This is a genomic window from Daeguia caeni, assembly GCF_042653845.1.
GTDB classification, from domain to species: domain Bacteria; phylum Pseudomonadota; class Alphaproteobacteria; order Rhizobiales; family Rhizobiaceae; genus Brucella; species Brucella caeni.
In genome coordinates this window covers 78,968-97,294 of the sequence record NZ_JBHSEL010000126.1, presented here as the reverse complement: position 1 = coordinate 97,294, position 18,327 = coordinate 78,968, and the positions used below count along the sequence as shown (strand labels likewise).

Genomic DNA, 18,327 nt, shown 5'->3' with positions numbered 1-18,327 from the left:
GGGGCATATGAGCATGAACGACCAGAAATCAAGCAACCAGATGTGGGGCGGCCGCTTTGCCTCCGGCCCCGACGCCATCATGGAAGAGATCAATGCATCGATTGATTTCGACCGCAAGCTCTATGCGCAGGACATTCAAGGCTCCTTAGCCCATGCTGCCATGCTCGCAAAGACTGGCATCATTACGGCAGAAGATCATCAAAAGATCGAACAGGGACTGAAAACCATCCTCAAGGAGATCGAGGACGGCAAATTCACCTTCTCGCGCAAGCTGGAAGACATTCACATGAATGTCGAGGCACGTCTTGCCGAACTGATCGGCCCTGCTGCCGGCCGCCTGCACACCGCACGTTCACGCAATGACCAGGTGGCGGTCGATTTCCGCCTCTGGGTCAAGCAGGAGCTGCAAAAGACTGCCGACAGCCTGAAAAAGCTGATCGAGGCTTTTCTTGAGCGTGCTGAAGAACATGTGGCCACCGTCATGCCGGGCTTCACCCATCTGCAGACCGCCCAGCCTGTCACCTTCGGCCACCATTGCATGGCCTATGTCGAAATGTTTGGCCGCGATCTCTCCCGCGTGCGTGATGCAATCGTGCGCATGGACGAATCACCACTGGGTGCAGCCGCGCTTGCCGGCACTGGCTTTCCGATCGACCGCCACATGACCGCCAGGGCACTTGGCTTCCGGGAGCCCACCCGCAACTCGCTCGACAGCGTTTCCGATCGCGACTATGCACTGGAATTCCTGGCCATTGCCGCAATCTGCGCCAGCCATCTTTCCCGCCTTGCCGAGGAAATCGTCATCTGGTCAACGCCGCAGTTCAATTTCGTGCGCCTGTCCGATGCCTTCTCGACCGGCTCGTCGATCATGCCGCAGAAGAAGAATCCGGACGCGGCTGAACTCGTTCGTGCCAAGACCGGCCGCATCAATGGCTCGCTGGTGGCACTTCTCACCATCATGAAGGGTCTGCCGCTCGCCTATTCCAAGGATATGCAGGAAGACAAGGAACAGGTTTTCGACGCCGCCGAAAATCTGGAACTCGCCCTTGCCGCCATGACCGGCATGGTGCGCGACCTCACCATCAATGTCGCCGCCATGAAAAAGGCCGCAGGCTCCGGCTACTCGACCGCAACCGATCTGGCCGACTGGCTGGTGCGTGAGCTTGGCCTACCCTTCCGCGAAGCCCATCATGTCACGGGTCGCGCCGTCGCCCTGGCCGAAAGCAGGAAGGTTGATCTGGCAAAACTCACGCTGGAAGACCTTCAGTCGATCCATCCGGGCATTACCGAAGCGGTCTTCGGCTTCCTGACGGTTGAGAAATCGGTGAAAAGCCGCCAGTCCTTCGGCGGCACCGCGCCGCAGGAAGTGCGCCGCCAGATCCGCTACTGGAAAAAGCGCATCATCAATGCCTGAGGGCGCTGAAGCCGTACCATGCGTGGAAACATCTCATCAAAGGATGTTTCCACTTTGGCACATTTGGGTTAGACCTGATCTGACATCAAAGTTTCGGGAACAAAGCTGATGACAGGCCGCTCCGCCATTTCTTCCACGCTGATCATTGCCATGCTTGCGACCATGCTGGCCGCATGTGGACGCAAAGGCCCGCTTGAACCGCCGCCGGCCGCCATCGTGACCGATGATCAGGGCCGCACGCACGAAAAGCCGAAAGAAGACAAGCCAATCATTCTCGACAAGCTTCTCTGATCCGCAAGCCTCGCCCTGCCGCTTTGCGGATTTGAGGATCAGGCACGCATCAAGTAAGGTCAGGGCCTCTGCTCTGATGGACAGATAGGGTTTTCACGTGAATCATTTCGAATACCACAATGGCGTTCTTTGCGCCGAAAACATAGCGTTGCCTGAAATCGCCAAATCTGTCGGCACGCCCTTCTATGTCTATTCGCGCGCGACACTGGAGCGTCATTATCGCGTCTTTTCGGAAGCCTTTGCCGATATGGACACGCTGATCGCCTATGCGCTGAAAGCCAATTCCAATCAGGCGGTGCTGAAGACCCTGGCAAAGCTTGGCGCGGGTGCCGATACGGTTTCGGAAGGTGAAATCCGCCGTGCGCTGGCGGCCGGCATTCCGGCAGAAAAGATCGTCTTTTCCGGCGTCGGCAAGACACCGCGCGAGATGGATTTCGCGCTGCAGGCAGGCATTCACTGCTTCAATGTCGAATCAGAACCTGAACTGGACATTCTCTCGGCACGCGCCGTTGCCAATGGCAAGATTGCGCCGGTCTCGCTACGCATCAATCCGGATGTCGATGCCAAGACCCATGCCAAGATCTCGACCGGCAAATCGGAAAACAAGTTCGGCATTCCGCATGTGAAGGCGCGTGATGCCTATCGCCATGCCGCAAGCCTGCCGGGTATCAAGGTTGTCGGCATCGACATGCATATCGGTAGCCAGATCATCGATCTGGAACCATTTGACAATGCCTTTGCGCTGCTTGCCGAACTCGTCCGCGATCTCAGAGCCGACGGCCATGACATTCAGCATGTCGATTGCGGCGGCGGGCTTGGCATTCCCTACCGCAGCGACAACAATCCGCCGCCGCTGCCGGTTGCCTATTCCGAAATCGTTGCGCGCCATATCAAGCCGCTTGGCCTCAAGACGATCTTCGAGCCAGGCCGCCTGATCGTCGGCAATGCCGGGCTTCTGGTTTCGGAAGTGATTTTCGTCAAGGAAGGCGATGCGAAGAATTTCATCATTGTCGATGCGGCGATGAACGACCTCATCCGCCCGACGCTTTATGATGCCTACCACGAAATCCGCCCGGTCGTCCTGCCGCCTGAAGATGCGCCGCGTTTCCGCGCCGATTATGTCGGCCCCGTCTGCGAGACGGGCGATTATCTCGGCCTCGACCGCGAAACGGCAAAGCCGGAACCGGGTGATCTGATCGCCGTATCAACGACTGGCGCCTATGGCGCGGTGATGTCCAATACGTACAACAGCCGTCTGCTTGTGCCGGAAGTTCTGGTCGATGGCGACCGTTTTCACGTCATTCGCCCGCGCAGGACCTATGAGGATCTGCTGGCGCTGGATTCGGTGCCAGACTGGCTGTGACACAAAATATGCGCAAAGCCTCGCCTTTGCCATGATGCATGCTATTCTGAAACAAATGCAATGGATAGGCGCATCAGAAACCAGGAATGAGCGAAATCGGCCCGGTGCAAAACAGCAACAGGAAAACGGCAGCGCGCCTTTGGCGTGATGCTTTTCTGCGTCTGTTTCAGGGCGAAGGCGCAAAAATTCGCCGCCTTCGCCTGCGTGCCTGTCTCGTCATGGGATTCGAGCGTCTCTGGCCGCTTGTCCTGCCAATCATCCTGCTCGTTGCCCTGTTTGTCAGTGCCGCATGGTTTGGCCTTTTTGCCCTCCTGCCGCGCGCACTCCATATCGGCGTCCTGGTCATTTTCGGCTCCGCCAGCCTGATTGCCCTGGCGTTGCCCTTGCGCTTTCGCGCGCCAACGGCTGACGAAATCACCCGAAGGCTCGAAGCCGTCAACAATCTTGCGCATGAGCCGCTCGCCGTTCAGACCAGCCGGCTTGCCACCGCCACGGACGATCCGGTTGCACAAGCCCTCTGGCGTGAACATCAGCGGCGCATGGCAGAACGGCTCACCCATCTGCATGCCGGCCTGCCGCGCCCGCATATACCGGAACGCGATCCATTTGCCCTCCGCGCGATCGTCGCATTGTTGTTCGTAACAGCCATTGCCTATTCGCACAGTGACCACAGCGGACGGCTGGCAGATGCTTTCCGGATTCGCAATGGTGCCAATGATATTCCGGTGCGTATAGATGCCTGGGTCACGCCGCCACCCTATAGCGGCCGTGCACCGATTTTCCTTGCCACCGCCGGCAATGAGCAGTCCAACCCGATCGCAGTGCCGCAGGGAAGCATTGTTTCCGTGCGCCTCATCGGCGCAAACAACGCAAAGCTCACCGCAACGGACCCCAATGGCAAAAAGCGCAATATCATCGCCTTGCCTCACAATGAGGATGATCAGGGTGCGGTCGATGGCAGCCGCAACTTCCGCCATGAATTGCAGCAGGATGAGACAATCGCCCTTTCCGGCACGGATGTTGGCTGGAGATTCTCCGTCATCCCCGACCGCCTGCCAACGATACGCTTCACCAAGGAGCCGGGGCGTGCATTGAACGGCACATTGCAGCTTTCCTACGAGATTGATGACGATTATCCGCTGGCAAAAGCCTATGCCGAGATCGTGCCACTCAATCAGGAGGAGGACAGCGACCACACCATCCCTCTGTTTGACCCGCCGGACCTGCCGCTTACCCTGCCGCGGCGTGGCACGAAGGAAGCAAGCACGGCAAAAGACCTGACCGAACATCCATGGGCAGGTGAAAAGGTCGCAATCACGCTGGTGGTCGTTGATGGTGCCGGTCATATTGGCCGTAGTGAGACCAAGATCATCATCCTGCCCGAGCGACCCTTTGCCAATCCGCTGGCACGCGCCATTGCCGAACAGCGCCGCATTCTGGCGCTCGACGCCAGCCAGCGCGATCATGTGCTGGACATGCTCAATGCGCTGATGCTGCGGCCGGAAGAAACCATCAAAAACATCCCGCACTATCTTGGCCTGACCACCATCCGTTCGCGTTTGCGCCTGTCGCACATCGAGGACGAGCTGCGCGATACGGCTGATTACATGTGGCAGGTTGCGCTGGGCATCGAGGACGGAAACCTGTCGGCGGCAGAACGCCGCCTGCGTCAGGCGCAGGAAGCCCTGCGCAATGCCTTGCAGAAAGGCGCAACGCCCGAAGAGATCGCAAAACTGTCGGAAGAATTGCGCAAGGCCATGCAGGATTTTCTGCGTGAGTTTGCGCAAAGACAACAGCAGAACCCCAATGCCTCGCGCCTGCCGCCCAATCCGAATGCGCGTGTTCTGAGCCAGAAAGATCTGCAACGCCTGATGGATCAGATCGAGGAACTGGCCAAGCAGGGTGCACGCGACCAGGCCGAGCAATTGCTGTCGCAATTGCAGAGCTTGCTGAACAATCTGCAGATGGCCCAGCCCAATGGGCAAGGCCAGGGTCAGGGACAAAGCCAGTCCAGACAGATGCAGAATCAGATGAACAGGCTTGGCGATCTGATGCGTCGCCAGCAGCAGAACATGAACGACACCTTCGCCCTCGACAAGAAATTGCAGGATCAGTACGGCATGGGCGAAGACTTTTTTGGCAGCCAGGATGGCGAACAGGAAAACGGCAATATTCCTTCAGACATGGCTGAGACCATGCGCAAACTGCAGCAGCAGCAAAAGGACATCCAATCCGACCTGCAAAAGCTGATGGATGAGCTGAAAGAGCTTGGCATTGAACCCGGCAAGGATTTTTCTGATGCCGGCGATGCAATGAATGATGCTGCCGAAGCGCTTGGCCGCAGTGAGACGGGCGATGCCACCGACCAGCAGGGCGAGGCCCTGAATGCGCTGCGCCGTGCCAGCCGTGACATGATGCAGAAAATGCAGCAGGCCATGGGTCAGGAAGGTTCAGAGGCAGGGCAGTCTGGTGAAGGGCGCGATCCGCTTGGCCGGGAACGCGGACAGGACAGCCTTGGCGGCAATGTCAAGATTCCCGGCGAGATCGACATTCAGCGCGCGCGTGAAATCCTTGATGAAATCCGCCGCAAGCTGGGCAAGGCGCTGACGCCGCAACTGGAAAAGGAATATCTGCAGCGCCTGCTGAAATTTGATCAATAAGCAGTTCCAGGAAAAGTGGGCACCGGTTTTCCGTCCGGAACTGCGAAAATAACAAACAGTTCCAGGAAAAGTGAGGGGCGGTTTTCGCGGATCAGTCTTCCATCACGCGGCCGACATAGGGCAGCTGGCGGAAGGAATGCGCCACATCCATGCCATAGCCGACCACGAAATAGTCCGGGCATTCAAAGGCCACGAAATCGGCCTCGATATCAACCTGGCGGCGCATGCGCTTGTCAAGCAGCACGGCAATGCTGACGCTGCGCGCACCGCGTTGCAGCATCAGTTCGCGCACGAATTTCAGCGTCTTGCCCGATTCGAGAATATCATCGATCAACAGCACGTCGCGATCGCGTACATCGCTATCGATATCACGCAGGAGCTTGACTTCGGTGCTGGTCGTGCCGGCACCATAGCTCGACACGGTGATGAATTCCATATCCGGCTCAACGCCCGCATTATGCATGGCACGGATGAGATCGGCTGCGAAAATGAACGAACCTTTCAGGATCGAAATGGTCAATAGATTGTGAAACTGGCGGCCTGAAATCATCTGGGCCAGATCGAGATTGCGCTTGGCGATCTCCTCGGCGCTAAACAGAATTTCAATTGCCTTGCCGCTTACCTCTGGCATTCACCGCTTCTCCTGAACTGTCGCCTAGGTGAAAATGAAAAAGCTCTATACCACGCTTTGAAAGAATTGCACGTCCGGCTGCATGCTCAAAGACGCTTATCCATTCCCTATGAGGCGAATTTACGATAGCGTGCCGCCATCATGCATCCAGACATTATCGAACTGCGTTCATTTTATGAAACGACCCTGGGCCATCTGGTCGAACGCGCCATTACCATGACGCTTTCGAGCCTGTGGACGCGTTTGCCTGGCGAACGTCTGGTGGGGCTTGGCTATAGCCTGCCCTATCTCGACCGCTTCAGTCCGGATACCGAGCGCACCTTTGCCTTCATGCCGGCCGGACAGGGCGCGATTGCCTGGCCGCATGGTGCGCCGTCCGCAACCGCGCTGGTCTTTGATGAAGAACTTCCCCTGCCCGATTCGTCCATTGACCGCATATTGATGGTTCATGCGCTCGAATATGCGGAAAATGCGGAAGAAACACTGAAGGAACTCTGGCGGGTTCTTGCTCCCAATGGGCGCATTGTCATTGTCGTGCCAAACCGGCGCGGTGTCTGGGCGCGCTTTGAACACACCCCCTTTGGCAGCGGTCGCCCCTATAGCCGCAGACAACTTGCCACCCTTTTGCGCGAGGCCAACTTCACCGTCAATACGATCACCCATGCCCTGCATTTTCCGCCCGTCACCCGGCGCTGGATGATGCGCCCCTCGCTTGCCCTGGACGGGCTGGGGCGGCGTGTCTGTCCGATCTTTGCCGGTGTCCTGGTGCTGGAGGCGCAAAAACGCCTTTATCAGGGGCTGCCGGTCGCGCAACGCGCCTCGCGCCGCGTCTTTGTACCTGTGCTGGCGCCTCAAGGTTCACCCGTCAGTGGCTGGCGCAGCGACACACTCAGGCGAAAGCAGAAACCGGATTGAGTGCTGGCCACCCAAAGGTTGCATGCGTCATAAGCAAGGCCGTGCATGAGCGACCGATAGGGGCAGGCACATTTCTCGTGATTTCGTTTCGTCTGAAAATGCTTTAAAAGTCACGGCGGCCAGAAAAACGCCCCTTTTGCTGGTAGCCATGACATGCCAGGCAATGTTTTTCTCGACTTGCGCGCGGCGGCGGTTTATGCCGCCAGCGCAACATTTCTTCAACTTCAACACCAATTTTGGCGGAGCCAAAGCCATGACCAAGCAAGAAAACCTCAACCGTCCCCAGCCCAAGGCAGGTCTGCTGAATATCGCAGCCTATGTGCCGGGCAAGGAACATGTTGAAGGTGTTGCCAAGGTTTACAAGCTCTCGTCCAATGAAACGCCGCTCGGTCCCAGCCCAAAGGCAGTCGAGGCCTACCGCAGCCTGGTCGACAAACTCTATATCTATCCCGACGGACAGGCCTATGCGCTGCGTGAAGCCATTGCCGAGACGCAAGGGCTGAACATTGCCAATATCATGTGCGGCAATGGTTCTGATGAACTGCTCGGCCTGCTGTGCCAGACCTATCTTGCACCGGGTGATGAGTCGATCATCACCGAACACGGCTTTGCCGTCTACAAGATCCAGACGCTCGGCGCTGGTGCAACCCCGGTGACGGTGAAGGAAAAGGATGAGCGCATCGATGTTGATGCTATTCTTGCCGCCGTCACGCCGCGCACGCGCATCGTCTTTATTGCCAATCCGGCCAATCCGACCGGCACCTATCTGCCGTTCGAGGAAGTGCGCCGCCTGCATGCCGGCCTGCCGAAGAATGTGCTGCTGGTGCTTGATGCCGCCTATGCCGAATATGTCCGCCGCAATGATTATGAAGCGGGTATTGAACTGGTTGCCGGCAATGAAAATGTCGTGATGACCCGTACCTTCTCGAAAATCCATGGCCTTCCGGCACTGCGCATCGGCTGGATGTATGCGCCGCAGCATGTGATCGATGCGGTTGGCCGTATTCGCGGGCCGTTCAACATGAATTCGGCCGCCATTGCTGCCGGGGCTGCGGCCATCCGCGACCGAGCCCATGTCGAAAAGTCGGTCGAATATAATGAAAAATGGCTGAACTGGCTGACCTGTGAATTCACCAGGCTTGGCCTGCGCGTGACGCCATCGGTCACGAATTTCCTTTTGATCCACTTCCCCGAAGACGAGGCCCATTCGGCAGCCAGGGCCGATGCCTATCTGCAGCAGCGCGGCTATATCCTGCGCCGTGTTGGTGGATATGGCTTCCCCAATGCGCTGCGCATGACTGTCGGATCAGAAGAAGCCAATCACGGCGTAGTCGCCGCCCTCACCGAGTTTTTGAAGTAGAACAATGTCCACTGTCCATTTTGATAAAATCGCGCTGATCGGTATTGGCCTTATCGGATCATCATTGGCGCGCGTCATCCGCCGCGAAAATCTGTGCAATCATATTGCCATCGCCACCCGCAGCGCCGAAACGCTGAAACGCGCAGAGGAGCTGGGGTTGGGGGACAGCTACACCACCAACAGTGCCGAAGCCGTGCGCGATGCCGATCTCGTCATTGTTTCGGTGCCGGTCGGCTCATCCGGCACGGTTGCGCGCCAGATTGCCAGCGCGCTCAAGCCCGGCGCCATTGTCACCGATGTCGGCTCAACCAAGGCATCCGTCATTGCGCAGATGCAGCCGGAACTGCCGGATCATGTCCATTTCATTCCGGGTCATCCGATTGCCGGTACGGAATTTTCCGGCCCTGATGCCGGCTTTGCCGAGCTGTTTACCAATCGCTGGTGCATTCTCACACCACTTCCCGATACCGACGAGGAAGCCCTCAGCAAGCTCAGCGATTTCTGGACGGCCTGTGGCTCAAGGCTCGATGTCATGGACCCGCAGCATCACGATCTGGTGCTCGCCATCGTCTCGCATCTGCCACATCTCATCGCCTACAATATTGTCGGCACGGCCAGCGATCTGGAAAAGGTGACCAATTCGGAAGTGATCAAATATTCCGCTTCCGGTTTCCGTGATTTCACCCGCCTTGCCTCATCCGACCCGACCATGTGGCGCGATGTCTGCCTGCATAACAAGGATGCCATCCTTGAAATGCTGGGCCGCTTCTCGGAAGATCTCGCCTCGCTGCAACGCTCGATCCGCTGGGGCGATGGCGATGCGCTGTTCGACCTGTTCACCCGCACGCGCGCCGTACGCCGCAGCATTATCGAGGCTGGTCAGGAAGTGGATGCGCCAGACTTTGGCCGCCAGGTCGCCGCGAAAACAAGAACGGATTAATCATTGTTCTGCAATATGTTTTTCGGGCACCTGCCCGAAAAACGATTTTCCGTCCAGCCAACGCAATCCGCCTATAGGCTGATTGCGTTACAGGCTCGGCAAGCGGCCGAGCGGAATGAAACCGGCGCTGACCTTGCTCTTGCGGATGGTCAGTTCGATGATGGGATTACCGTTTTCGTCCTTTGGCATGGCGCCAAGCGCAAACATGATGGTTGTCAGATTGCCGCTCTGGGTCGGAAACATCATCTGACCTGCCTGCAGGAAGGATTGCGGATTGACCAGCTTCAGCTTCACATCCGCATCGATCAGCCCGTCATCATCAATCGAAAATGGGCCTGACAGGGTGATATTGGCGCCATTGGGCATGGAAATCATCGCCTGATGGATCACGCCGGAATGTCCGATCAGACGGTCCGCAATGGACCCCTCGCCACTTAACAGGGTTGCGGCATCCGATACATCAATATCGGCCACCCCATCCAGTTCCGGGCTTCTGCTGTTGCCAAGCAGGGTGGAAGCCAGCTTGAAACCGACAAAACGGCCCTGCAGTTTCAGATTGCCATCAACCTCGCTGACCGACAGATCAAGCTGCTCCAGCGTGCCCTGCGGCACGGTTGTGGTGGTTTCCGTGCGCATGCCAACCGCCACGTCGCTTGCCAACACGGTAATTTCGGTCGGGAATGGCCGTGCAAGCCGTGTGTTGGAGGTAAAACTGCTCCAGTTGATTTCAAGCGGCTTCAGCCCCGGAAACTCGACATAGGCCGGGCCTTCCAGCCTGTTGCTCAAGGCTTTCGGCGCATAGACCGGCGAGCCCGATGTGAGTCGGCCGGCGCTGAACGCCATGCCTGCCGCAGGCTTCTTCCAGGATATGGTGTCGCACACCACATTCATGCGCAGCGGATAGCCGCCAATATGCAGATCCTCGCATTGCACGCCCACACCCTGCGCGGCCAGTTTTGCCATATCTGCCTTGGCGCGCTGTTCCAGCTTGCCAGCCATGTAATACCAGACCACACTGTAAAGAAAAACGACGATGAGCAGCAGTGCCAGAACAACAAACCAGCGATTGCCCGGCTTCTTCTGGCCGTTATCATGAATGCTTGGTGCAGAGACTGTCATCTGATTAGCCTTTTGCAAAACATTGTTCTGACACACTGTCGGAACTGGATGATCACCCAATCGCGCAAGATGTGATGGAAACATCATGATTGCTGTGGCCAAGTGGTGGCCATATTATGGCAATAATGCGGTTAGTGATGCGACCGACCGGAAAAAACAACGCATATCCTTATGTAAGTGATTTCGAATTCATGCCTTATAGAAATTCTGGAAAAAATGCCACGATACAGGATGAACGATCCAGGGATTTCTGGGTCTTTGGCTATGGTTCGCTGATGTGGCGGCCGGGCTTTGCCCATGTCGAGACCGTGCGCGCCCGTCTGCATGGTTATCGCCGCAGCCTGTGCATCTATTCATATGTCCACCGCGGCACACCCGACCATCCTGGGCTGGTTCTGGGGCTGGATGCCGGCGGCTCCTGCCTTGGCATTGCCTTTCGTGTTCCGGGCGCCATGACGGATGAGGTGATTGCCTATCTGCGCGAACGCGAAATGTCGAACAATGTCTATTTCGAGAAATGGCTGCCATTGCATCTTGCCGATGGACGTATTGTCCGCGCGCTCGCCTATGTCGCCAACCGCCATCACGAGCAATATGCCGGCAGGCTTGATGCAAAGGCCGCCGCTGCCATTGTCGCTTCATCGCGGGGCGAATCCGGCCCGAATATTGACTATCTCACCAATACGATCCAACACCTGAAGAATATGCGCGTACGCGATCACGCGCTGGAACATGTCAGTGACATGATGCACGAAATCCTGGCGCGCCAGAAGAACGGCTGCAAGCACAGCGCCTGAACGCATATTTGTTCATCCTTCTGATTTTCAAGGAAAGGCTGCCAGAATCCCTTCCACCGGCCAGATATTTCCGGCCACTGCCCTGACCAAGGCTGAACAATCCGGTTTCGCACCGATCACGATGCTGTTGCTGATACCTTGCGACGGGTCTGGCGCTTGCTTCCTCATGGAGCCATGACAATCATCACCCCGCAGCCCAGGAAAGGCTGGTATCGGCGGCCGGATTTCATTGACAAGGGATCTGCTGTCACTGGAAATCATGGGGTGCTGTGCGCATGCCGCCCTCTCCGTTCCCTGCCCCCATCGCCTGTACAAAATTTCAGGCTGAAAGTTTGCAGAGCCAGACCACGTGCCCTTGTTCAACGGGAGTGCAACCGCTACATCTGCCACATCTGGCAAGGAGACCAACATGATTGCATTGTTCCGCACGATAGATCTGGCGCTTGAAATCTATACGTGGATCCTGATCGCAAGCGCCATTTATTCCTGGCTCTATGCATTTAACGTTGTCAATATGAGCAATCGCTTCGTCGCGTCAGTCGGCGAGTTTCTCTACAAGGTCACGGAACCGGTCTTGCGTCCCATCCGCAATCTGCTGCCCAATATGGGTGGCATCGATATATCGCCCGTCATTGTTCTGCTGCTCATTTTCTTCATTCGCCAGTTCATCTGGACGACGCTTGCCCCTGCCCTGCTCATGTAAGACAACAGGCACAAACAAAAAGCCCGGCCAAAACCGGGCTTTCTTCAAGCATCAATCGGGATCAATTACTTGCCCTGTGCACGTTCGATCGCTTCAACGATGATCTTGCGGGCATAGTCTTCATCGCCCCAGTCACCGATCTTGACCCACTTGCCTGGTTCGAGATCCTTGTAGTGTTCGAAGAAGTGCGCAATCTGCTTCAGGGTGATTTCCGGCAGATCGGAATAATCATGCACCTTTTCGTAACGGCGCGTCAGGTGCGGCGACGGAACGGCAATGATCTTTTCGTCCTTGCCGGAATTGTCTTCCATGATCAGAACGCCTATCGGACGAACATTGATCACGCAGCCCGGTACCAGCGGACGGGTGTTGCAAACCAGAACGTCGATCGGGTCACCATCATCCGAGAGCGTATGCGGTACAAAACCGTAATTGCCCGGATAGGTCATTGGCGTATAGAGGAAACGGTCAACAATAAGGGCTCCAGCCTTCTTGTCCATCTCGTACTTGATCGGATGGCCACCGACTGGCACTTCAATAATGACATTAACGTCTTCAGGCGGATTGTTACCGATGGAAATTGCATCAATATTCATGATGTGTCCTTTCGTGTCGCGCTCTGATAACGGGTTTCAGTCTCTCGTGCAAGAAAACGAAAGTTTTACAAAACGCGACGAATTGTCATTTGTTGGAGCAGTTACAACTTCGTTTGCAATCGATGGGTTATGCACCCAATTCCTTTAACCTTCGCTTGGCTGTTGGTGGCATTGGCGGTGGATTTGGATCGCGACTAGCCGCAACCAGCAGCTCATCGCACGCCGTTTCGGTCACTTCGATCAAACGACGCAGAAACTCCTCCTTGCTCAATCCCGGCGGTATTGGCGGCAGAATCCGGCAACGGATCGTACCGGGATAGCGCAGGAACTTGCGGCGTGGCCAATAGAGCCCGGCATTATGCGCAATCGGCAGAACCGGCACGTTCAATGAAGTATAGAGATGGACGATGCCATATTTGTATTCCGGCGGCGCTCCCGGGGTGCGGCGCGTTCCTTCCGGATAGATCAGAACCTGCCTGCCTTCGGCAAGCGCCTGTTTTGCCCCTTCCGTGATCGAGTTCAGCGCCTTCACCCGCGAGCCGCGATCAACCGGAATCATGCGCATCTTGGCCACATACCAGCCAAACAGCGGAATACGCATCAATTCGCGTTTCAGGATCAGAACCGGATCGTCCAGATGCGGCAGGAAGGCATAGGTATCCCATGCCGACTGATGCTTTGGCGCGCAGATATAGCCCCCCTGCGGAATATTCTCCAGGCCTTCAATCACATGATCCGTGCCGGCAATATGTTTCTGCAGCCAGAGATTAACCCTCGCCCAGGTCTTGGGCACGATCCACGCCTTCTTGCGCGGCAACAGGAAATAGAACGGCGTATAAATCACCATCTGCACGAAAGTGCAGAGATAGAAGGCCACATTAAACAGAACAGAGCGCAGATAAAGCATATATGGGTGATGATCCCGCCGGGCTTGAGCGAACATTCACGAAAGAATGCAGCGCTGGAATGCAAATGATCCGCGCCCGATATATCAGGAAAGTGAGTTTTTTCCAGTGAGAATTACGCTGAGCGGCCCGTTATCACATGCAAGGGTGAAACATTTGGCCAGCACGTTCAGAAAGACAGGCTTTCGACGTCTATTCCCAGAAGGTTGCTCAGACCAGCGCGCGCATAGGCACCCAGATATTTGACATATTCCACCAGCAGGATGCGCAATTCATCGCCATAGCCGATCCAGCCCTGCGGACGCTTGTCGCCATTGACCACCGGATAGGGAATGAACTCGACATCCTTCATGCGGTTCGACATTTCCAGAATACTGCGCGGAATATGATAGCCATTGGTCACCACAATCACCGAGCGATAGCCATGGGCACGGATCCAGCGTTCACTTTCCGTCGCATTGCCAAGCGTGTTGAGCGCTGAACGATCCAGATCTATGCAGCAGTCAAACAGGTTCTGGTCATCCTGGTTGATGCGCTTCAGATCCTGCTTGTTCGTGGCGGCATGAACGCCGCTGATCAGAAGCCGCTGTCCCTTCTTCTCCCGCAGAAGATCGAGTGCCGTTCTGATGCGCGCATGTCCGCCGGTCAGGACGACAATGCCATCGGCCGGCTTGTCAATCGTCGGCGGCTGCATTGTCGTCACATGCTCGCTGAACATGACAAAACCCGCCACAAAAGCAGCCATGACAAGAAAAAGTGCGATTGATACGGGTTGCAGGCGTCGAAACATGATGTGGAGCACAGACCACAGTATTTTGGCCGAAGCAAGTACGATTAATGACAGTGGCGCGGCAACCGCACTGCGCCACGAAGCCACATCAGACCTGCGTATGACCGTAGGTTTTTGTGCCCGCTGAATGCCCGATGAGCGATAGGCAGCCAAGGCGCGCTCGAAATTGGCATGACCACGACCGGAATAAAGCGAAGAGAGTGTCATTCTGCCCGCCCTCCCGGCCCGTCCATCAGTGACAGCTGGCGGATGACCGTCAGACGACTGGTCAGCATCGTCAGGACACTCACCAGAAAGATGATGATCGCCGCACCGATATAGCCATCACGGCCGATCGAAAAATTGCCGAACAGGGCTGCGGCCTGATCACCCTCAGGCGTGGCAATATTGCTGGCAGCCCACCACGAAAAGACAAGGAACACCAGCATGGCGGCAGCGCCGCCGATCAGCGCACCCTTGAAGGCGGTACGGAAGAAATGCCATTCAAATTCGCGCGCCACGAATTTCGATTCCGCCCCGATGAAATGCAGCACTTCGATAATATGGCTGTTGCCCGACATGGCGCCGCGCGTGGCAAAAATGACCGTTAGCACGGTTGCCACAATCACCAGGGACAGCACGGCCGTGCCAACCAGAACCGTCGTATTGGCCATGGCGACCAGACGATCAACCCAGGTGCGGTGATCATCAAGACTGGCGGCCGGTATCGCACGGGAAATCTCGCTGCGCATGGTTTCAAAATCTGGCGGCGATGTCTCATCAATGGTCACCACCACCAGCCGCGGCACGGGCAGTTCATCAATGTCCAGACCACTGCCAAGCCATGGTTCCAGAAGACGCGCCGTTGCCGCCTTGTCGACAATCTCGGTTCCCTTGACCCCGGCAAAGCCGCGCGCAATCGCGCTTGCCTGTTCCAGTGCCTTCTCCATATCCTGCCCATCGACCGGGCGGATCTGGATCGTCGCCTCGCGCGCAATCTGGCTCTGCCAGGCAGAGGCCGAGGCTTTCACCAGCGTGACGCCACCAAGCGTCAGGCAGGCAAGAAAGGTCATGATGGCAATGACAATGACCAGCGCCGTTCCAGTGACGCTGCCATCCGGCACGATCGGCGTTGGCCCCTGCCGTTTGCGACGCTTGCCAATGCGCACGAACAGCATGTCCTTCAGGTCTTCCAGCCGAAGCCTGAAATCCGACCAGCTTCTTTGCATCATGCGCATCAGCTCACTCATAGATGTCGAGCCGTCCCTGATCGAGAATCATGCGCCGCGCATCGACCTGATCCATCAGGGAAAGGTCATGCGTGGCAATGACAACTGCAGTTCCAGAACGATTGAGTTCGATAAACAGGCGCAACAGGCGCTTGGCGAGCGGCGGATCGACATTGCCCGTCGGCTCGTCCGCCAGCAGCAGTTCCGGCTGGTCGATCAATGCACGGGCAATCGCCGCGCGCTGTTTTTCACCACCTGACAGCACGGGCGGCAGCACATTCATGCGGTCACCAAGCCCGACCCAATGCAACAGCTCCTCGACCTCATGGCGATAGGTCGCCTCCTCCTTGCCGCGCACGCGCAAGGGCAGCGCGACATTCTCATAGGTCGTCATGTGGTCGAGCAGGCGAAAATCCTGAAACACAATGCCAATGCGCCGCCGCAGCATCGGCACCTGTTTGTGATCAAGGCTTGCAACATCCTTGCCGAAAATATTGATCAGGCCACGTGTCGGCTTCAGGGCCATGAACAGAAGGCGCAGAAGGGTCGTCTTGCCAGCCCCCGACGGCCCCGTCAGAAACTGGAACGAGCGCGGCGGAATATGGAAGCTGACATCCCGCAGGATTTCAGGCCCCATTCCATATCTCAGGCCGACATTCTCAAAACGTATCACCGGTCTGCTTCTCTTCATTGCCCGCCGGCGCAAGCCCTGCGGATGATTTCGATATCAGACTGACCATTATCCCGGACGGTTAATGTTGCGTTAAATCCGCCCAGCTTTATGAAAAAACGCATGAATTTGCATCTGCGAAAGTTTACGCTGAACGCAGAAGCAAAATAAACACCTGAACACAATCAAACAGGACACGAAAAAGAGTGCGTGGCAGACAGACGGCTAATTCCAACAGCCGAGCTTACGCCCACGCAGATTATGCGCGTCGATTTCCGCAACCAGTTTTGCATCCTCGCGCACGAGAACCATCGCGGCCCTTGGCCCCATATTGATGCGTTGCCAGCCAGCACATTCGGTTGGCTGCGGTGCCGCATCAAAACTGACCTTTTCAGACCAGGCTGTTGCCGTACATCCTGAGGATGTACATGAAAGACCCGCAACCAGCAATATATTGAGTGAGAGACGTACACCGCACTTACAGTTTATGTTCTTCAAAATCGTCGATCCTTTGACCAAACTGCGGCTTTCATCTTGCAATCATTTGCTTTTCAGGAGCATCCCTCGCGCAAGACGCCATCTGTAATGCCTGTTCTTATACAGCCTTTTCATCTGGCTTAGCAACTCTCCCCCGCAGCCGGCAATTGAAGACATCGCTGCATGACTTATCCCCACGCACACAAGCATACCCCCTGCCTGAATCATGGAAATTATAGTTTTTTCAATAAATACAAACATGACAAGAACCGACGGCAGTTTCGTTTCGAATAATTATTCACATGATGGAAATAAAATAATAGACTATATTTCAAGCATAGTTATCGAAAGCCATAATTTCAATTCAAGAATTGTGAAGATTACCATTTTGCACAAACTGTCAGCAGAGTTTTTCGGTACATCTGGTTGGTCTTCGGTGGCTGCGGCAGTACTGTTCTGGTTGCCACATTTTCGGAACTTGGCACCGGATTCACAGGTGTTGCGCTTGCCTTTGGGCTTACCATCCTGACCATGGCCGTTGACGGTATTTCCGGCGGACATTTCAATCCGGCGGACATTTCAATCCGGCGGTCTCGCTTGGCCTGATGCTTGACGGCCATTTTCCGGCCAGAGACCTCATCCCCTACTGGATCGCACAGGTTCTGGGCGGCATTGCCGCGGCCACGATCCTTTATATCATCGCCTGCGGCAAGGCCGGCTTCTCGCCCGCCACCTTTGCCTCCAGTGGCTATGGTGATCTATCACCGGCGGCTACAGCCTGACTTCGGCGCTCGTGGTCGAAATCGTCCTGACGGCCTTTTCATCATCATTCTGGGCGCGACTTCATCGCTTGCGCCGGCATCCTGGTGGAAAACCGGTTCCCACTTTTCCTGGAACAGCTCTAGGCATGCAATTGCGCCACCCGTTGCTCAATCTCGTTGAGCTCATCGTCCGTAAGCTCCATCAGGCCGGCAACACGCCACATGACATCGGCTTCGATTTCGCGCACTTCGCCATCGGCGCAGACCAGATCCCACATCAACATGACAAATTCAACGCGCGCCCGGTGGTCGAGATGCCGCCGCACGACACGGGCAAAATTGGCAAGGTCAATTGCCTCGGCATCCGCAGCCTCCGCGGCCTTGATGAGTCTTTTGACTTCATCCTTCTTCAATCTGAAATATTGGCCCAGCGTGGATGCCAGTCTTTCACGCTCCACCTCGCGCGTTTCACCATCCGCTTCCATGACATGAAACAGCAAGGCAGCAATGGCCACGCGCAAATTGTCCTGACTGTCCTTATCTGTCGATGCCCGGAGAGCTGCACCGGGTAGATCTTTCAGGAAATCCAGAAGACGTTCGAACATCGCCCCTCATATGTTCTGCGCAGAAGCACAACGCATCAATTCTGAAAGCCTGCCCTCTTGGTAAAACCGAAAAAGGCGCAATCAATCCAGAAAAACAACAAAAGGCAGACATCAACAGATGT

The 18,327-nt window shown here is 56.2% G+C and carries 18 protein-coding genes and 1 pseudogene; 10 read left to right on the top strand and 9 right to left on the bottom strand.

Going from position 1 to position 18,327, the window contains the following annotated elements; all coding sequences use genetic code 11:
- The first annotated feature begins 13 nt into the window (after positions 1-13).
- The 4 genes from argH to ACFO1V_RS15280 all read left to right on the top strand — a co-directional run bounded on the left by argH (position 14) and on the right by ACFO1V_RS15280 (position 5,728).
- Entirely contained in the window at positions 14-1,414 is a 1,401-nt protein-coding gene (gene argH / locus ACFO1V_RS15295; protein WP_374830729.1) for an argininosuccinate lyase, read from the top strand.
- 108 nt (positions 1,415-1,522) lie between these two features.
- Positions 1,523-1,705, top strand: a complete 183-nt coding sequence (gene lptM, locus ACFO1V_RS15290) for an LPS translocon maturation chaperone LptM (protein ID WP_374830727.1) — start codon at positions 1,523-1,525, stop codon at positions 1,703-1,705.
- A 97-nt stretch (positions 1,706-1,802) separates the two neighbouring features.
- The gene (gene lysA, locus ACFO1V_RS15285; protein ID WP_374830725.1) at positions 1,803-3,068 is read left to right on the top strand and encodes a diaminopimelate decarboxylase; all 1,266 of its coding nucleotides are present in this window, start codon (positions 1,803-1,805) and stop codon (positions 3,066-3,068) included.
- Between the two features lie 86 nt (positions 3,069-3,154).
- Positions 3,155-5,728, top strand: coding sequence for a TIGR02302 family protein (locus tag ACFO1V_RS15280; protein ID WP_374830723.1), 2,574 nt, complete (start codon positions 3,155-3,157; stop codon positions 5,726-5,728).
- Positions 5,729-5,819: 91 nt separating this feature from the next.
- Here ACFO1V_RS15280 and hpt read toward each other — a convergent pair whose 3' ends face one another.
- Complete coding sequence (hpt, locus tag ACFO1V_RS15275; protein WP_374830721.1) at positions 5,820-6,359, bottom strand: hypoxanthine phosphoribosyltransferase; 540 nt, start codon at positions 6,357-6,359, stop codon at positions 5,820-5,822.
- 141 nt (positions 6,360-6,500) lie between these two features.
- Here hpt and ACFO1V_RS15270 point away from each other — a divergent pair, with 141 nt between their 5' ends.
- The 3 genes from ACFO1V_RS15270 (at position 6,501) to ACFO1V_RS15260 (ending at position 9,574) form a co-directional block, all read left to right on the top strand.
- Complete coding sequence (locus tag ACFO1V_RS15270; RefSeq protein WP_374830719.1) at positions 6,501-7,274, top strand: class I SAM-dependent methyltransferase; 774 nt, start codon at positions 6,501-6,503, stop codon at positions 7,272-7,274.
- A gap of 253 nt (positions 7,275-7,527) precedes the next feature.
- Positions 7,528-8,634 carry a histidinol-phosphate transaminase gene (gene hisC / locus ACFO1V_RS15265; RefSeq protein ID WP_374830717.1) on the top strand — a complete coding sequence of 369 codons (1,107 nt, stop codon included), beginning with the start codon at positions 7,528-7,530 and terminating at the stop codon, positions 8,632-8,634.
- Positions 8,635-8,638: 4 nt separating this feature from the next.
- Positions 8,639-9,574 (top strand): prephenate/arogenate dehydrogenase family protein, encoded by a 936-nt coding sequence (locus ACFO1V_RS15260; protein ID WP_374830715.1) that lies wholly within the window; start codon positions 8,639-8,641, stop codon positions 9,572-9,574.
- Positions 9,575-9,661: 87 nt separating this feature from the next.
- On the opposite strand, the gene ACFO1V_RS15255 is transcribed toward ACFO1V_RS15260, so the two are convergent.
- Entirely contained in the window at positions 9,662-10,693 is a 1,032-nt protein-coding gene (locus tag ACFO1V_RS15255) for a DUF2125 domain-containing protein (protein ID WP_374830713.1), read from the bottom strand.
- A gap of 191 nt (positions 10,694-10,884) precedes the next feature.
- Here ACFO1V_RS15255 and ACFO1V_RS15250 point away from each other — a divergent pair, with 191 nt between their 5' ends.
- Together ACFO1V_RS15250 and ACFO1V_RS15245 are read left to right on the top strand one after the other, a co-directional pair.
- Complete coding sequence (locus ACFO1V_RS15250) at positions 10,885-11,490, top strand: gamma-glutamylcyclotransferase (RefSeq protein WP_374830711.1); 606 nt, start codon at positions 10,885-10,887, stop codon at positions 11,488-11,490.
- A gap of 409 nt (positions 11,491-11,899) precedes the next feature.
- The gene (locus tag ACFO1V_RS15245; RefSeq protein WP_374830709.1) at positions 11,900-12,193 is read left to right on the top strand and encodes a YggT family protein; all 294 of its coding nucleotides are present in this window, start codon (positions 11,900-11,902) and stop codon (positions 12,191-12,193) included.
- A 65-nt stretch (positions 12,194-12,258) separates the two neighbouring features.
- On the opposite strand, the gene ppa is transcribed toward ACFO1V_RS15245, so the two are convergent.
- The 6 genes from ppa to ACFO1V_RS15215 all read right to left on the bottom strand — a co-directional run bounded on the left by ppa (position 12,259) and on the right by ACFO1V_RS15215 (position 16,863).
- Entirely contained in the window at positions 12,259-12,789 is a 531-nt protein-coding gene (gene ppa, locus ACFO1V_RS15240) for an inorganic diphosphatase (protein ID WP_374830707.1), read from the bottom strand.
- 127 nt (positions 12,790-12,916) lie between these two features.
- Positions 12,917-13,696, bottom strand: a complete 780-nt coding sequence (locus ACFO1V_RS15235) for a lysophospholipid acyltransferase family protein (protein WP_374830706.1) — start codon at positions 13,694-13,696, stop codon at positions 12,917-12,919.
- Between the two features lie 167 nt (positions 13,697-13,863).
- On the bottom strand, positions 13,864-14,691 hold the full coding sequence (locus tag ACFO1V_RS15230) for a YdcF family protein (protein ID WP_374830704.1): 828 nt from the start codon (positions 14,689-14,691) through the stop codon (positions 13,864-13,866).
- Entirely contained in the window at positions 14,688-15,692 is a 1,005-nt protein-coding gene (locus tag ACFO1V_RS15225; RefSeq protein ID WP_374830808.1) for a cell division protein FtsX, read from the bottom strand. Before ACFO1V_RS15225 ends, ACFO1V_RS15230 begins: the two co-directional genes overlap by 4 nt.
- Before the next feature lie 13 nt (positions 15,693-15,705).
- Complete coding sequence (gene ftsE, locus ACFO1V_RS15220; RefSeq protein ID WP_374830702.1) at positions 15,706-16,329, bottom strand: cell division ATP-binding protein FtsE; 624 nt, start codon at positions 16,327-16,329, stop codon at positions 15,706-15,708.
- A gap of 258 nt (positions 16,330-16,587) precedes the next feature.
- On the bottom strand, positions 16,588-16,863 hold the full coding sequence (locus ACFO1V_RS15215) for a hypothetical protein (protein ID WP_374830806.1): 276 nt from the start codon (positions 16,861-16,863) through the stop codon (positions 16,588-16,590).
- 361 nt (positions 16,864-17,224) lie between these two features.
- On the opposite strand from ACFO1V_RS15215, the pseudogene ACFO1V_RS15210 reads away from it, so the two are divergent.
- Positions 17,225-17,706: pseudogene (locus tag ACFO1V_RS15210) on the top strand (aquaporin); the annotation flags it as partial.
- A gap of 34 nt (positions 17,707-17,740) precedes the next feature.
- On the opposite strand, the gene ACFO1V_RS15205 reads toward ACFO1V_RS15210, so the two are convergent.
- Positions 17,741-18,205, bottom strand: a complete 465-nt coding sequence (locus ACFO1V_RS15205; protein ID WP_374830700.1) for a tellurite resistance TerB family protein — start codon at positions 18,203-18,205, stop codon at positions 17,741-17,743.
- Between the last annotated feature and the right edge of the window lie 122 nt (positions 18,206-18,327).

Excerpts from the sequence above, each read along its gene's own strand:
- argH (WP_374830729.1), top strand. The coding sequence starts at position 14 with ATGAACGACCAGAAATCAAGCAACCAGATGTGGGGCGGCCGCTTTGCC.
- lptM (WP_374830727.1), top strand. The coding sequence starts at position 1,523 with ATGACAGGCCGCTCCGCCATTTCTTCCACGCTGATCATTGCCATGCTT.
- ACFO1V_RS15280 (WP_374830723.1), top strand. The coding sequence starts at position 3,155 with ATGAGCGAAATCGGCCCGGTGCAAAACAGCAACAGGAAAACGGCAGCG.
- hpt (WP_374830721.1), bottom strand. The coding sequence starts at position 6,359 with ATGCCAGAGGTAAGCGGCAAGGCAATTGAAATTCTGTTTAGCGCCGAG.
- ACFO1V_RS15270 (WP_374830719.1), top strand. The coding sequence starts at position 6,501 with ATGCATCCAGACATTATCGAACTGCGTTCATTTTATGAAACGACCCTG.
- hisC (WP_374830717.1), top strand. The coding sequence starts at position 7,528 with ATGACCAAGCAAGAAAACCTCAACCGTCCCCAGCCCAAGGCAGGTCTG.
- ACFO1V_RS15260 (WP_374830715.1), top strand. The coding sequence starts at position 8,639 with ATGTCCACTGTCCATTTTGATAAAATCGCGCTGATCGGTATTGGCCTT.
- ACFO1V_RS15255 (WP_374830713.1), bottom strand. The coding sequence starts at position 10,693 with ATGACAGTCTCTGCACCAAGCATTCATGATAACGGCCAGAAGAAGCCG.
- ACFO1V_RS15250 (WP_374830711.1), top strand. The coding sequence starts at position 10,885 with ATGCCTTATAGAAATTCTGGAAAAAATGCCACGATACAGGATGAACGA.
- ACFO1V_RS15245 (WP_374830709.1), top strand. The coding sequence starts at position 11,900 with ATGATTGCATTGTTCCGCACGATAGATCTGGCGCTTGAAATCTATACG.
- ppa (WP_374830707.1), bottom strand. The coding sequence starts at position 12,789 with ATGAATATTGATGCAATTTCCATCGGTAACAATCCGCCTGAAGACGTT.
- ACFO1V_RS15235 (WP_374830706.1), bottom strand. The coding sequence starts at position 13,696 with ATGCTTTATCTGCGCTCTGTTCTGTTTAATGTGGCCTTCTATCTCTGC.
- ACFO1V_RS15230 (WP_374830704.1), bottom strand. The coding sequence starts at position 14,691 with ATGACACTCTCTTCGCTTTATTCCGGTCGTGGTCATGCCAATTTCGAG.
- ACFO1V_RS15225 (WP_374830808.1), bottom strand. The coding sequence starts at position 15,692 with ATGCAAAGAAGCTGGTCGGATTTCAGGCTTCGGCTGGAAGACCTGAAG.
- ftsE (WP_374830702.1), bottom strand. The coding sequence starts at position 16,329 with ATGGGGCCTGAAATCCTGCGGGATGTCAGCTTCCATATTCCGCCGCGC.
- ACFO1V_RS15205 (WP_374830700.1), bottom strand. The coding sequence starts at position 18,205 with ATGTTCGAACGTCTTCTGGATTTCCTGAAAGATCTACCCGGTGCAGCT.